Here is a 14,429-nt window from a genome sequence, read left to right on the forward strand (position 1 = left end):
GTTTATGCTTTTGGCAAGGAGTGACGCGTTATGAACAGTCTTCACAATCTGACCTATTTCGACATCTACGAAAGAAACGCACTTTACAAAGGTTCATCTTGTGCCATTCACTGGGAAGGATCGGATATCACCTATTCGGATCTTTTCTTGCAAGCCGGCAAACTTGCAAACGGCCTCAAAAACCTGAACCTGGCTTTTGGCAGCAGGGTAGCTGTTCTGTGCAAAAACCATCCTGTTTTTTTTCATCTGTTTGGTGCGGCATCCGCACTCAACATTACGCTTGTTCTCATCAACAGGCGACTGAGCCAGGACGAAATCAGCTTTATTATTGAAGATACAACGCCCTGCTTGATTGTCTGCGACAAAGAAATGGCTGATCAGGCCGGGAAACTTACGACATCATTTTCCTGTCTTGAACACTGTTATGTTGTTGACGATAAAAAAGATTCCGGTTTTTCAAAATTATATCATGACACGCCAATTAAAAACCCGGTTCCATGCCGCCCGACAGATCCTTTTGTAATAATTCATACAGCGGCCGTTCAGGGCAAACCCAGGGGGGCTGCACTGGGACAGGAAAATCTTATTCTGGCCAACCAGCAGATCATCAACGCATACAGCCTTGATGAAACCAAAACCTATTTAAACGTTTTGCCGTTATTTCATATTATGGGAATAAATATAGGGTTGGGAACACTTCAAGCAGGTGGTAAAAATGTGATACAAGAAAAATTTGACCCTCTCAAAACCCTGGAACTTATCCAGGAACAAAAAGTTAATATTTTTGGTTCCTTTCCCCCAATACTGACAAATCTGATGGATGCCATGAAAGAGCGCAAGTTTGATCTGTCAAGCCTTGAAATCGCGGCCGGGCTTGAAATGCAGGATACGGCAAAAAAATGGGAAAAAGTTACGGATTCCAAATTCTGGACCATGTACGGACAAACCGAAACATCAGGCCTGATCACATTTGCCGAATACTTTGCAAAACCTGGGTCAGCCGGCAGAATCTCACCTCTTGCCAATATTAAAACAGCAGATGAATATGACACGCTTCTGCCTCCCGGTGAAACCGGGGAAATCCTTGTCAAAGGGCCCCTGGTGTTTCAGGGGTACTGGAATGCCGACAAACTCAATGCCCACACCTTCAGGGGCGGGTGGCACCATACCGGAGACCTTGGAATGATTGATTCAGAGGGATTTTTGTTTTTTAAAGGCAGAAAAGCTGAAAAAGAACTTATCAAGCCGGGTGGAGAAAATGTTTTTCCCGCTGAAGTTGAACAAGCAATTCTTGAGCATGACGCAATCAAAGAAGTCTGTGTATTCGGGGTTCCGGACCCAAAATTCGGGGAAGGCATCAAAGCTGTCTGCTCGCTGAATCCAGGCTGCAAACTGACAGAAGATGAGCTGATACGATTTTGCGGATCACGCATTGCCGGTTACAAAAAACCAGGATATGTTCAATTTATAACCGATCTGCCAAAGGCAGGTGACGGCAAAATCGACCGTGAGAAAATTAAAATAAAATATGCCTGAAAACATTTCTTTTTATGAGATGCAGGTTCTCTTTAATCTGACTTAAAACCGGGGTTGTATATGGCACATTTAACTGTTTCTGACGTAACACTCTCTTTTGGCGGCCTTAAAGCCCTATCCAATGTAGACATGATCATTGAACCGGGTCTGATCACATCTATTATCGGCCCTAATGGCGCAGGCAAAACAAGTATGCTCAACTGCATATCAGGTTTTTACCACCCCACCCGCGGCGATATTTTTTACAAGGACAAAAAACTGACCAACTCTTCGCCCCACCAGGTATCAAATATGGGGATTGCAAGGGCATTTCAAAATCTTGAGCTTTTTTCCGGCCTTTCGGTTCTGGACAATCTTCTTCTGGCCCGTCACCAGAATTTAAAATACAGCTTTTTGCACGCGATATTTTTCTACGGAAAGGCCTCCCGGATTGAAGCTGAAAACAGGGCACATGTCGAAACCATCATAGATTTTATGGAACTGGAGCCTTACAGGAAAAGCCTTGTGGGGAACTTAAGCTATGGGGTGCAAAAAAAAGTCGAGGTGGCCCGTGCCTTAACCCTTGCACCGGATATCCTTCTTTTGGATGAACCCATGGCTGGAATGAACCAGGAAGAAAAAGAGGATATCGTCCGCTTTGTGATGGATATTCAAAAAGAAAAAGAGATTACTGTGGTGCTGGTAGAGCATGACCTTGGGGTTGTCATGGACATTTCAGACCAAATTTATGTTCTTGATTTCGGCGAGGTGATCGGTTCCGGAACTCCTGAGGAGGTTGCCCAGAATCCTAAAGTAATTGAAGCTTATATTGGAGAGGATTAAATCTATGAGCAAGAATGATCACCTACTTGAATACTCCATTCCCCAATTGCTTCGCTGGCGGGTTAACAGCACGCCCAAACGCCCGGCGCTAAGGGAAAAAGATTTTGGAATCTGGAACACCTATACCTGGGAAGATTACTATGACCATGTCCGCAAAACCGCCCTTGGTCTCAAAAACATCGGGCTGGGCAAAGGAGAAACCATTGCCATCATCAGTGATAATATTCCCGAACTTTTGTTTACAGCCATTGGAGCGCACGCCATTGGTGCTGTTTCAGCCGGTATCTATCAAACCAGCATGCCCCGTGAAATTGCCCAGATCATTCAATACCTGAAAGTTACCGTGGTATTTTGCGACAACCAGGAACAGGTGGACAAGGTTCTGGATATCAGAGATCAGATCCCCAATGTTAAAAAAGTCATTTTTGAAGACCCAAGAGGTATGAGAGAATATATGTCTGATGACTGGTTTGTTGATATCAAAGATATTTACAAACTGGGTGAAAAAATTCATGCAAAAGATCCTGATATTTTTGAAATCCTTGTGGATCAAGGCAAGCCGGACGATGCCTGTCACCTGTGCCTGACCTCTGGAACCACGGGGCTTCCCAAAGGCACCATCATGACCCATAAAAATTATATCAACATGGGAGTAAAAATAACCGATGTCGATCCTCTGGAGCCTACGGATGAATATGTCTCGTTTCTGCCTTTTGCCTGGATCGGTGAACAGATGAACTCATTCGGGGTTGCCATGGCCACGGGAATCACCATTAACTTTCCCGAATCCGTTGAAACAGCCATGTCGGATTTAAAGGAAATCGGACCCCATTTCATGTTCGGTGCCCCAAGGATTTATGAAACCATCCGGTCTGAAATCTGGCTGAAAATCGACCAGTCCTATTGGTTGAACAAATTATTCTATAATTATTTTATATCTGCAGGTTTAAAAGCCGCACACTACAGGATGACAGGCAAACCCATGCCGTTGGGATTAAAACTCAAATCATGGCTGGGCAAACAGATGGTCTTTCGCCCCCTGATCAACCAGATCGGGCTGTTGCGGCTAAAACGCGCCTATACTGGCGGTGCTGCATTAGGGCCGGAACTTTTCACCTTTTACCAGGCCATCGGGGTAAATTTGAAACAAATTTACGGGCAAACCGAAATAACCGGGATTGCCTATATGCACAGGGACGGTGATGTGAGGCCCGAAACCGTTGGCAAGCCATTGCCCGGAACCGAATGCAAAATCGCGGACAACGGGGAAATCCTGTCCAGATCCGCTTCTGTCTCCCCAGGCTATTATGATCTGCCGAAAAAATCCGAAGAACTGCTGGAGGGCGGTTGGCTTCACTCGGGAGATGCCGGATTTATTGATGAACACGGCCACCTGGTGGTTATCGACCGCCTGTCAGACGTGATGCACAACAATAAAGGAGAAATGTTCTCTCCCATGTTCCTGGAAAACGCCCTCAAATTCAGTCCATATATCAAAGAGGCGGTGATTTACGGCAACAACGAGGACTTTGTGGCGTGCCTGATCAACATTGATCCCGTTGTTGTGGGCAAATGGGCTGAAGACAAAGGCATTTCCTTTACCACATATATGGATCTTTCCGGCAGACCTGAAGTGGCTGAACTTATTATGGAACAGGTAAAGGATGTCAACTGTAGAGCTGAAAAAGAACATTTTAAAATCAAGCGGTTTGCCCTGCTCTACAAACTTTTGGATGTGGATGACGGGGAGTTGACCAAAACCGGTAAAATCCGCCGTCAATTTGTTCAGGAACGATACCAGAACCTGTATGATGCGCTTTATGACGAATCTATTGACAAAAAAGAGGTTGAGGCTTCCTTCCAGTATCAGGACGGGCAGTCAGCCAAGGTTAAAACAAGCATTTTGTTTTACACGGTGAAAGGATTTTGATGAGTTATTTTTTTCAAATTTTAGTCAGCGGCATTGTGGTCGGCTCTATTTATGCTTTAGCCGCATTGGGACTGGTGCTGGTCTATAAATCCAGCCGTGTGGCAAACTTTGCCCATGGGCAGATTATTGCAGCAGGTGCATTTATCACCTATTACCTTACTGTAGGATTAGGAATACCGATCTTCTTTTCTTTTCTGGCCGGCATGATAATCACATTTTTTCTGGCCATGAGCGTTGAAAGAATTTTTTTACGCCGCCTGATCGGAGAACCCATCATTTCGGTTATCATGGTGACAATTGGGCTGGCCTCTATAATTGACGGTTTGATCTTTATCACCCCTTTTGGCACGGAAAATTTTTCTTTTCCGCCATTTTTGCCCCAGACCCCTCTGACCTTTGGAGGTGTTTCCATTTCATGGACACAGCTTGTGGGTGTGATAATCACCTGTCTTCTGATCGGGGCATTTTCCTGGTTTTTCAAAAAATCAACTGTTGGCATTTCCATGCGGGCAGTGTCCGACGATCAGTTCGGTGCCATGTCCGTGGGTATCTCCGTGCCAAAGGTCTTCGGACTTGCCTGGGCAACCGCAGGGCTGTCGGCGGCAGCGGCAGGCTGTATCATCGGCAACATAACCGGGTTGAACTTTGAAACGCTCCAGGCATTTGGTATTATTGTGTTTCCCGTGGTCATCCTGGGAGGCCTTGATTCAATTTTAGGCGCGGTTGTGGCAGGAATCATTATGGGATTGATCCAGCAGTTTGCAAGCGGTTACCTGGATGGTAATTTCGGATTGAACGGCACCGGGGATGTCATGCCATATATTATTTTATTAATCATTCTTCTGTTTAAACCCCACGGTTTATTTGGAATTCATGAAATTGAGCGGGTGTAGCCTATGTCAGCAAATTCATGGTTAGCAACGGGTAATTTTCACACAACCTACAGGCAGGAACAAAAAACGTTTTTTACAAGTCTTGACCGTTCCGTGTTTACATTATTCTTGTTAATTCTTTTCATCTGGCCCCTGTTATTTCCCTTGAGCAACAAATATATGCTTGTGGTGGATAATATTCTCATTGCCATTGTGGCAGTTATGGGATTGAACCTGGTGACAGGGTTTGCAGGCCTTATATCCATCGGCCATGCAGCATTTGTCGGTATCGGGGCGTACACAATAGCATCCTTTTGCAGAACCATTGGAGATTCCCATATCATTGTCACCCATTTCTGGCCTGTGCTGATTCTTATCAGCGGATTTGTGGGTGCTGCATTCGGTGCCCTTGTCGGGCTGCCGGCCCTGCGGCTGAAACATCTTTACCTGGCTATTGCCACTCTTTCATTTCAAATGATTTTCCAGTGGGTTATTAATTTTATGACCTTTTTCAACCAGGGCCAGACCATATTTGTGGGCAGGGTGTTCTGGTTTACGGGTAAAGTGGGACGAAAGGATCATTATCTGTTCTGGTATTATATTATCCTTGTCATAGTGGTTCTGCTGGGGTTTGGGGTAAGAAACCTTTTAAAAACCCGCTATGGACGATCTCTTGTAGCGGTCAGGGACAATGACCGTGCCGCAGATGCCATGGGAATCAACCCCGGTCTTACAAAAGTCTATGCATTTGCACTGGCAGGTTTCTTTGCCGGTGTTGCAGGTGCCCTGCATGCATATCTTTACCGGGGTGTCGGGTTTGAATCCTTTACCCTGCATGAATCCATTTCTTATCTTGCCATGGCCATTGTCGGGGGCCTTGGAACTTTAAACGGATCATTCTGGGGACCTGTGGCCATTAAATTTCTGGACCTGCAGGTGGAGCATCTTTCAGAGGCTGCCGGACAATACCTGCCATCCAGCATGAATCTTGCAACAGCATTAAAACCTTTTAGCTTCGGCCTTGTTATTGTTTTGTTCCTGATGTTTGAACCCAGGGGAATTGCAAACTGGTGGAGAATCGCCAAATCATACACAAAGCTGTGGCCATTCCGTTATTGATATTTTTTTTGATAATGATGGTCTTGCTTTATAATTTTTCAAATGCCTTAAACCCAAACCAAGGAGGAACAAAAAACATGAAAATCCAAAAACTATTTTTTTTGAACGCTTTACTGGTTATTGTCGTTATGTTTGCATTTACCGCACCTGCAAATGCCGGAGGAAAGGCATACAAACTGGGACTGTCGCTGGCCATCACAGGCCCGACATCTGATGCTGGAAATCCTTATGCAAAAGGGGTTGAGGATTATTTTAAATTTGTGAATGAAACAAACATACTCGGTGACGATAAAATTGACTGCACCATCAGGGATGACCAGTATAAAACCGATATCACCAAAAGAAATTTTGAAGAGTATCTTGATGACGGTATAGTCATGTATCTGAACTATTCCACCGGCAGCACCCTGGGGCTGAAAAGGGATTTTGAAGAAGAACGGATTGCGGTTCTTCCCGCCTCCTACCATGCGGGAAACCTGGATGATTCCAACTATATCTTTCTGCCTGTAGCCTCCTATTCGGAACAATTGGTTGCTCTTTCCGAGTATGTGGCACAAAACCACACTGACGGCAAAGCCAAAGTTGCCATGTTTATCCATCCATCCGCATTTGGACGCGGGCCGGTTGATGATGCAAAAAAAGCGGTTGCCGCAGGCCTTAACCTGGAAATTGTTGAAGTTGTTGAACACGGCAAAGACCTTGACAATTCAGCCATGTTAAAACGGCTTATGAGCAAGGGGGTTCAATATGTTTTGTGCCATACGGTTCAATCTCCTGTTGCAACAATGCTCAAAGATTCATCCCGCCTGGGACTGACGGCCAAAACCTATGGCGAACAAGGGAAAATGACCTTCCTGGGCGTTCATTACACCGGTGGAAACGACCTGATTGCACTGGCCGGGGATGCATGCGAAGGATACTTCTGGACCTGCTCTTTTAACCTGACATCTGAAAAAGGTGAAGGAACAACAAAACAGCTGGCCCTTGCCCAATTGTATGGACGTGACGACAAGGCTGCCAATTCCCATAATTATGCTGCCGGCATAATGGTGGCACAGGTTGCAACCGAGACCATCAAAAGAGTCAAGGCAAAGGGGAAAAAAATAACCAAAGAAACTTTATACAACGAACTCAATTCAATGAATGGTGCAAATGCATATAATCCCTATACAACCATGGGACCTGTGACCTATTCAAAAACAGACCGTGCAGGTGTTGACATGCTCCAGATTTACAGTGTCCAGAATGGTGTGTTCAAAAAGATAGGAGAACCAATGCAGTCAAAATTCATGAAAAAAATAAAATAAGCAAAGGCAAATGATTCTTGAGCCATCAAATCAAATTTGTGACCTAAGCTGAACCTTAATTTACCGGAAATCCAGTTGTAGCTTAACCCGGATTTCCGGTAAAATTAACCTGAAAAAAAAGAAAACGAATATGGGAAAAAACCTGCTTGAAGTAAATAATATTGAGGTTGTCTATAATGATATCATCCAGGTATTGCGAGGTGTGAGCCTGAATGTTCCCAAAGGCGGTATCGTATCCTTGCTGGGTACCAATGGTGCGGGCAAAACAACCACTTTAAGGGCGATCTCCGGTCTTTTAAAGCCTGAAAACGGTGCCATCAAGGAAGGATATATCAAATTCAACGGGACTGATACCACCCATCTTATGGGAACGGATATTGTTAAAATGGGCGCTGTTATGGTGCCTGAAGGCAGACGGGTGTTCAAACACCTGACCGTTAATGAAAACATAATTGTAGGGTCCATTACCCGCAAGGACGGATCAGCTAAAATCCGTGAAGACAATGAGCTGATGTACAAACATTTTCCCAGGCTCTCAAATGTAACCAACCGGATGGCCGGATACAGCTCCGGCGGGGAGCAGCAGATGATTGCCATTGCCAGGGCATTGATGGCAGCCCCTGAAATGCTGATGCTGGATGAACCGTCTCTTGGCCTGGCACCTTTGCTGGTCAAAGAAATATTTGATAATATTCAAAAAATCAATAAAGAACTTGATACCACAATCCTGGTGGTTGAGCAGAATGCAAAAGTGGCGCTGGCCATATCAGATTATGCGTATATCATGGAGTCCGGTAAAATTGTTCTGGAAGGTCCGTCAAAAGAGCTGCAGGACAATCCTGATGTAAAAGAGTTTTATATGGGAATCACCAAAGGCGGCAAAAGAAAATCCTTTAAGGATGTAAAGTCTTATAAAAGACGTAAACGCTGGATGTAAAATATAATTTCAGGAGATTTATATGAAAATACTTGTTGGATATAATGGTGGAGAAGTCGGAAGACTCGCTTTATCCCTTGCAAGGGATTATGCCCTGAAAAACAATGCTTCTGTTTATATCATCACCTCAATGCAGGGTGGAACTTCTGAAAAACAGTCAAATATTTTAAAAGCAGAAGAAAATCTTGAGTTTGCCGGAAAACTGATGGAGCATTCAAAAGTAAAATACGATGCTCAACAAAGCGTAAGAGGACTTTCACCGGGAGAAGATCTGGTTAAGTTTGCACAGGAAAATGACATTGATCATATTTTTCTGGGAATAAAGAAAACTTCCAGAACACAGAAAGCCTTTCTGGGTTCCACATCACGCCATGTCATCCTCAAAGCCCCCTGCCCTGTCACCACGGTCAAATTTAACCTGGACAATATGACAACCCAAGAACTCTTAAGGGACCGGAGGCTTCTGGTACTTGATGATGAACCTGATATCCTGGAAACGGTTGAAGAGTTGCTGGACATGTGTTTTCTTGATCAGGCAGCCACTTTTGATGAGGCCAGAAAACTGATTGAACATAATCGATATGATGTTGCCATCCTGGATATCATGGGTGTAAGCGGTTATGATATTCTTGAACTTGCCCGTAAAAAAGATATTCCTGCGCTCATGCTGACCGCCCATGCCCTGACCCCTGAAAATTTAAAAGAATCCATTCAAAAAGGTGCGGACTCCTATATTCCCAAAGATGAGCTGGCCAATCTTGGCGACCATGTTGCCGATGTCATCAAAACCCGGATACAGGGGAACCAGGGTTATGGCGCCTGGTTTAAAAAGTTAAAACCCTTTTTTGATAAATCCTTTGGTAAAGGCTGGCGGGAAAAGGACAGAAAATTCTGGAACTCTTTTGATGATAAATATGGAGGATGATAAACACAGTTAATCATAAAATTTATTTAACAAACAGACACATATACGATCAAGCCGTTAAAAATTTATCTCTTGAAAATATAAATTCGGATCTTTTTATTCCTTTTTTTGCATATTGTGAAAAAAAATTCACAATCCATGAACTTTTTTCCACAATAGAGAGTTGCTTTCTCATCAATTCTTATAATTAACTTGTTGTTTTTTTTATATGAAAGTCTTCAAAAATCCAAACAGCGACTTTCATTTTTTGTTGTGGGCAAATCTGAGCAAAAAACCAGGTCTGTCCGTGGCAGTCATATCACAATAGTGCCTGATATCCTGAAATGTCTTGTCATTCAAAACCTTCAAACCAAAAAATCATTATCAACCCCTCACAATCCGCTCTGAAAATTTTATTAAAAAATGCAGGTATACAAATTGCATTTTTAAAATATGCCACGACACAATTTTTTATTTTCCGGAGGATGATAATGACAAACCGTTTACAGCCAATCCATATTGCAACCATAGTCATTTCTATGTTTTTAATTTCCGGGTGTTCATCTGCCAAGACAAAAACCGGGCAATTTCTTTCAGAAGCACAGACCTATTTTGATCATTCAGAATATCAAAAAGCGGTTATTCAGCTTAAAAACGCCATAAAATCAGACAATACATCTGTTAAGGCTTACAACCTTCTTGCCAAAACATACATGAAACTCGGAGATGCCAAGGAAACATTTAAAGTGCTGTTAAGGCTTGAACAAATCGACCCTGAAAACCTGGAACATAAACTCCAGTTGGCCTATTTTTATCTTCTGGGAAAAAAAAGACCGGAAGCCGAGCGCAGGGTCAAAGAGGTTCTTGAAAAAGCCCCGGAGAATATACAGGCCCTGTACCTGAATGCCTCAATACTCAAAGATAAAAAAGAAGACCTGGAGAAGATTGAAACGATCTATTTTAAAATACTAAAGATTGATGCAAAACAGGCAAAAGCCCACCTGATACTTGCAAGACTGTATGTCGCCGAAAAAAAATATCTGAAAGCGGAAAAAAATCTGAAACAAGCTGTAGCAATTGAACCGGAAAACATCGTCTATTCCAAGGCTTTGTTTGGATTTTATTTAGCCGACAGGCAACTTGATGCTGCTGAGACAGTACTCACTGATTTTATTTCAAAAAAGCCGGGCACTGCTGAACCGCTTATCCTCCTGGCAAACTTTTATGCAAGCCAAAAAAAACCGGAGAAGGCGCAAATCACCTTTTTAAAAGCCATTGATACTGACCCGAAAAATTTGAATGCCTATATGCTCCTGACAAGATTATTGAACAGCCAAAAAAGGACAGCAGAGGCGGAAAAATTTATCCAAAAAGCCCTTAAAATTGAACCGGACAACTTTTCAGTCCAAAACGCATATGCAAATTTTCATTTTTCCAATAAAAACATTTTAAAAGCAGAAACACTTGTTGATGAAATTTTGGAAAAACGACCGAATTACCTGCCTGCAAAGATGCTCAAAGGAAAAATTCTTGCAACCCGAAAAGACTATGACAAAGCAATTGAAATTTTTCAGGATCTTGTCAAGCATGAACCTGAATCCGCCATGTTTAATTTTCTTTTAGGATCAATATTTTTTGAAAAAAAGGACTTCAAACAGGCCAAAATTTTTCTTTCAAAAGCACTGGAGAAAAATCCGAATTTTTTTAAAGCATTAGTAATGATGGCAGACATCCATTACCGCCAGGGAGATATTTATTTTGCCGAGGACAGCATAAAAAAAGCACTGAACCTAATACCCAACCATTATGCCGCCAATATTCTTTCAGGTAATATTCAGATGGCCAATAAAAAGTACGACATAGCAAAAGCCATATTTAAAAACATGACTGAGCTTGACCCCAAAAATCCTTCTGCTTTTTTCAGACTGGGCATTATAAACCGCATGGAAAAAAATAATAGTGAGGCCCTGACTAACTTTAACAAAGCCATGGAATTAAATCCCCTTCTCATGGATGTGTTTACAAACCTGATAGCGGTTTATGCATCTGAAAAACAGTATAAAACAGCATTAAACAAATGCGATAATCAATTAAAAAAGACACGGCATTCACCTGTTATCAGTTCAATCGTTCTCAACCTTAAAGCAAACCTTCTGCTGGCCGGCCAAAAAATTGACAAGGCAAAGGCGGTATTAAAACAATCCATTGAAAAAAACCCGGCCTATATAACCCCTTACCTGACCCTGGGAAGAATTTTTAACAGCGAAAATAAAACTGACAAGGCAATTGATCTTTATAAAGACCTGATTAAAAACAGGCCTGATCAAGCATCTCCCCACAGCCTTATCGGCACCCTCTATGAAAAACAGCAGAGAATTGACCTGGCAGAAGCCCATTACAAAAAAGCACTGAAGATCAATCCGGATTATATTCCTGCCGTGAACAACCTGGCGTTTTTATATGCCGAGCAGGACAGGGAACTGAACAAGGCCCTGGATCTTGCCCTCAAAGCAAAAGAACGGCTCGGAAAAATGCCTGCCATTATGGATACCTTGGGATGGGTCTATTATAAAAAAGAACTTTATGACAGTGCGGCAACGGAATTTAAAACCTGTATTGATCAAGCACCTGAAAACCCTATTTTCCATTACCACCTGGGCCTGGCCTATAATAAGATGGGTAAATATATTAAAGCGGAAAAAGCCTTAAAAAAAGCCCTGGCATTGCAAAGCAATTTTAAAGGCTCGGATGACGCCAAAAAAGTATTAGACCTTTTATAATATGGCAATCTCGTCACTGAATGTTGTCAGGGATTCAAGAGAGTTTTGCGTTACCAGCAATGAATTTTCTATACCCACAACCCCTTTTCCCGGCAAAACGACTTTAGGCTCAAGAGCAATGATCATGCCTTTTTCAAGGGCCAGTTTCTGTCCTTGGGCGATAAAGGGGAATTCATCCAGTTCAAGACCTAATCCATGGCCTGTAAACCGGATTCTTCTCTCTCCTGCCCCCATAAAATAGTCTTTGTATCCTTTGGCTTCTGCCATGGATATCATCATTTCGTACAAATCCCCTGTAATGCTTCCAGGGATTGCGTTTTGTTTTACCATGTCCTGAATTTCCAGCATTGCATCATGGGCCTTTAAAAGGTCATCCGGCAGAGAACCAAGAGAAAAGATCCGGGTGTGGTCACTGATATATCCATCTAAAACAAAAATATAATCCACAAGTATTGGTTCATTGCGTTTTATAAGATCAAATCCTGGTCCCTGGGCAATACTTGGATTCACTCCCCTGCCGCCGGTGGGCGAAGCAAAGCAGCTGGGAACGGCAGCTCCCGGCCCGGCCATGATATGGCCGTAAAAAAGATCATTGTCCCACATTCGCATCCGGACAAGACCCTGGTGACCAAGGCTTCTGGCATAAGCTTCAACCAGCCCTGCAAATTCAATCTCGGTCATTCCTTCTTTGATCAAATCGGGAACTTTGGCCGCAACCTTATCTGCCATGTGTGAAGACTTGCGCATCAAGCCGATTTCATAATCTGACTTTACAGCCCTCTGCAGCCTTATTTGAAGTGATATATCAATCATGTTTGACCCGGAAAATATTTTTTGAAATAAAATATACTGGTTAACACTCAACACATCCATTTCAAGGCCCAGATTTTTTGGAATTGAACACCCGAATCGGGCAATCGTTTGTGGGATCTTTTTTGGGCTGACAAGGCAAACAACCTGTTGAAGCCCTGATTCTTCTCTGGCCCGGTGAAAATCCTTAAAAATCATCAGCACGGGTTCTCCCTGTACCGGGATATACAGCCATCCCTGCTGAGCAGTTCCTGAATAATAGAACATATCGACTTTCTGTAAAATCAAAACACCGTCAACATCATTTTTCTCAAGTCTTTGCTGTAATGCAAGTATCCGTGATTGCTGCTCTGCTTCAGGGGTGGTACGGCTATATTTAATCATCTGTTTCACCATTATTTTCTGATCAAAACAAAAAAAGCTATGGCAATGCATCCATTTTTTAATGCCATGCCATAGCTTTCATTTAAAATAACTATTAAAAATTAATTATTTGTAATCATAAAACCCTTTTCCGGTCTTTCTTCCAAGCCAGCCGGCTTCAACATATTTTCTCAAGAGCGGGCAGGGTCTGTATTTGGAATCTTTTAATCCATCATACAAAGTCTCCATGATGGCAAGGCAGGTATCCAGGCCTATAAGGTCTGCCAGGGCAAGGGGGCCCATGGGATGGTTGGCACCCAGCCGCATAACCGTATCAATGTCTTCGGGTTTTCCAACACTCTGATACAGACAGAAAACTGCCTCATTGATCATGGGGATCAATATCCTGTTGGCAATAAATCCAGGATAATCATTGGCTTCAGCAGGGGTTTTTCCAAAGTCCTGGCAAAGCTTCCAGGTGACATCAAAAGTTTCATCTGATGTTGCAAGCCCTCTGATAACCTCAACCAGTTTCATGACAGGAACCGGGTTCATGAAATGCATGCCGATAACCTTGTCCGGCCGGGATGTTCTGGAGGCAATACGACCGATGGGGATGGAAGATGTATTGGTGGCCAAAATGACTTGTGGCGGACAGATTTCATCCAGATCTTCAAAAATTTTAAATTTCAGATCTTCTCTTTCCACAGCTGCTTCAACAACAAAATCAACAGATGCCATATCTTTCAAATCAGTGGTGGTAGTTATTCTGCCAAGGATTGCAGCTTTATCATCCTCGGATATTTTTTCTTTTTTCACCATTCTGTCAAGATTTTTTGTAATAGTGGCAATACCGTTTGCACAAAATTCTTCTTTAATATCACTCATCACAACTTCAAGTCCGCTGGCCGCTACAACCTGTGCAATACCATTACCCATCTGTCCTGATCCGATAACACCAAATCTCTTTACTTCCATTTTTCCTCCTTAATTATACCTCGATAATTATACGTCTATCCCAATAGTTTTAGTTCATTGTCCTTTTTGAC

General features: G+C 42.9%; 11 protein-coding genes. 9 read left to right on the forward strand and 2 right to left on the reverse strand.

Going from position 1 to position 14,429, the window contains the following annotated elements; genetic code table 11:
* Positions 1–30: 30 nt before the first annotated feature.
* From BLT94_RS08880 to BLT94_RS08930, 9 genes are all read left to right on the forward strand, one after another.
* Complete coding sequence (locus BLT94_RS08880; RefSeq protein ID WP_092232897.1) at positions 31–1,536, forward strand: AMP-binding protein; 1,506 nt, start codon at positions 31–33, stop codon at positions 1,534–1,536.
* A 60-nt stretch (positions 1,537–1,596) separates the two neighbouring features.
* A complete protein-coding gene (locus BLT94_RS08885; RefSeq protein WP_014956208.1) occupies positions 1,597–2,358 on the forward strand; it encodes an ABC transporter ATP-binding protein in 762 nt (253 codons plus the stop codon).
* A 4-nt stretch (positions 2,359–2,362) separates the two neighbouring features.
* Positions 2,363–4,288, forward strand: a complete 1,926-nt coding sequence (locus BLT94_RS08890) for an AMP-binding protein (protein ID WP_092232900.1) — start codon at positions 2,363–2,365, stop codon at positions 4,286–4,288.
* Positions 4,288–5,181 (forward strand): branched-chain amino acid ABC transporter permease, encoded by an 894-nt coding sequence (locus tag BLT94_RS08895; RefSeq protein ID WP_092232903.1) that lies wholly within the window; start codon positions 4,288–4,290, stop codon positions 5,179–5,181. The genes BLT94_RS08890 and BLT94_RS08895 overlap by 1 nt, the downstream gene beginning before the upstream one ends.
* Before the next feature lie 3 nt (positions 5,182–5,184).
* Positions 5,185–6,279, forward strand: a complete 1,095-nt coding sequence (locus BLT94_RS08900; RefSeq protein WP_092232906.1) for a branched-chain amino acid ABC transporter permease — start codon at positions 5,185–5,187, stop codon at positions 6,277–6,279.
* Positions 6,280–6,356: 77 nt separating this feature from the next.
* The gene (locus tag BLT94_RS08905) at positions 6,357–7,586 is read left to right on the forward strand and encodes an ABC transporter substrate-binding protein (protein WP_092233018.1); all 1,230 of its coding nucleotides are present in this window, start codon (positions 6,357–6,359) and stop codon (positions 7,584–7,586) included.
* Positions 7,587–7,716: 130 nt separating this feature from the next.
* Positions 7,717–8,523, forward strand: coding sequence for an ABC transporter ATP-binding protein (locus BLT94_RS08910; RefSeq protein ID WP_092232909.1), 807 nt, complete (start codon positions 7,717–7,719; stop codon positions 8,521–8,523).
* Positions 8,524–8,545: 22 nt separating this feature from the next.
* The gene (locus BLT94_RS08915; protein WP_092232912.1) at positions 8,546–9,448 is read left to right on the forward strand and encodes a universal stress protein; all 903 of its coding nucleotides are present in this window, start codon (positions 8,546–8,548) and stop codon (positions 9,446–9,448) included.
* A 470-nt stretch (positions 9,449–9,918) separates the two neighbouring features.
* Positions 9,919–12,207, forward strand: a complete 2,289-nt coding sequence (locus tag BLT94_RS08930) for a tetratricopeptide repeat protein (RefSeq protein ID WP_092232921.1) — start codon at positions 9,919–9,921, stop codon at positions 12,205–12,207.
* Here the strand turns inward: BLT94_RS08930 and BLT94_RS08935 are convergent.
* Both BLT94_RS08935 and BLT94_RS08940 read right to left on the reverse strand, forming a co-directional pair.
* Positions 12,202–13,401, reverse strand: a complete 1,200-nt coding sequence (locus BLT94_RS08935; RefSeq protein WP_092232924.1) for a M24 family metallopeptidase — start codon at positions 13,399–13,401, stop codon at positions 12,202–12,204. The two genes, BLT94_RS08930 and BLT94_RS08935, sit on opposite strands and share 6 nt — an antisense overlap.
* 105 nt (positions 13,402–13,506) lie before the next feature.
* Positions 13,507–14,358: a 3-hydroxybutyryl-CoA dehydrogenase gene (locus BLT94_RS08940; RefSeq protein ID WP_014956199.1), complete on the reverse strand. Its 852-nt coding sequence runs from the start codon at positions 14,356–14,358 to the stop codon at positions 13,507–13,509.
* Positions 14,359–14,429 lie beyond the last annotated feature (71 nt).

Origin of the sequence: Desulfobacula phenolica (genome assembly GCF_900105645.1) — a bacterium.
Classification (GTDB): Bacteria; Desulfobacterota; Desulfobacteria; order Desulfobacterales; family Desulfobacteraceae; genus Desulfobacula; species Desulfobacula toluolica.

Excerpts from the sequence above, each read along its gene's own strand:
- BLT94_RS08895 (WP_092232903.1), top strand. The coding sequence starts at position 4,288 with ATGAGTTATTTTTTTCAAATTTTAGTCAGCGGCATTGTGGTCGGCTCT.
- BLT94_RS08930 (WP_092232921.1), top strand. The coding sequence starts at position 9,919 with ATGACAAACCGTTTACAGCCAATCCATATTGCAACCATAGTCATTTCT.
- BLT94_RS08910 (WP_092232909.1), top strand. The coding sequence starts at position 7,717 with ATGGGAAAAAACCTGCTTGAAGTAAATAATATTGAGGTTGTCTATAAT.
- BLT94_RS08890 (WP_092232900.1), top strand. The coding sequence starts at position 2,363 with ATGAGCAAGAATGATCACCTACTTGAATACTCCATTCCCCAATTGCTT.
- BLT94_RS08940 (WP_014956199.1), bottom strand. The coding sequence starts at position 14,358 with ATGGAAGTAAAGAGATTTGGTGTTATCGGATCAGGACAGATGGGTAAT.
- BLT94_RS08880 (WP_092232897.1), top strand. The coding sequence starts at position 31 with ATGAACAGTCTTCACAATCTGACCTATTTCGACATCTACGAAAGAAAC.
- BLT94_RS08935 (WP_092232924.1), bottom strand. The coding sequence starts at position 13,401 with ATGATTAAATATAGCCGTACCACCCCTGAAGCAGAGCAGCAATCACGG.
- BLT94_RS08885 (WP_014956208.1), top strand. The coding sequence starts at position 1,597 with ATGGCACATTTAACTGTTTCTGACGTAACACTCTCTTTTGGCGGCCTT.
- BLT94_RS08915 (WP_092232912.1), top strand. The coding sequence starts at position 8,546 with ATGAAAATACTTGTTGGATATAATGGTGGAGAAGTCGGAAGACTCGCT.
- BLT94_RS08905 (WP_092233018.1), top strand. The coding sequence starts at position 6,357 with ATGAAAATCCAAAAACTATTTTTTTTGAACGCTTTACTGGTTATTGTC.
- BLT94_RS08900 (WP_092232906.1), top strand. The coding sequence starts at position 5,185 with ATGTCAGCAAATTCATGGTTAGCAACGGGTAATTTTCACACAACCTAC.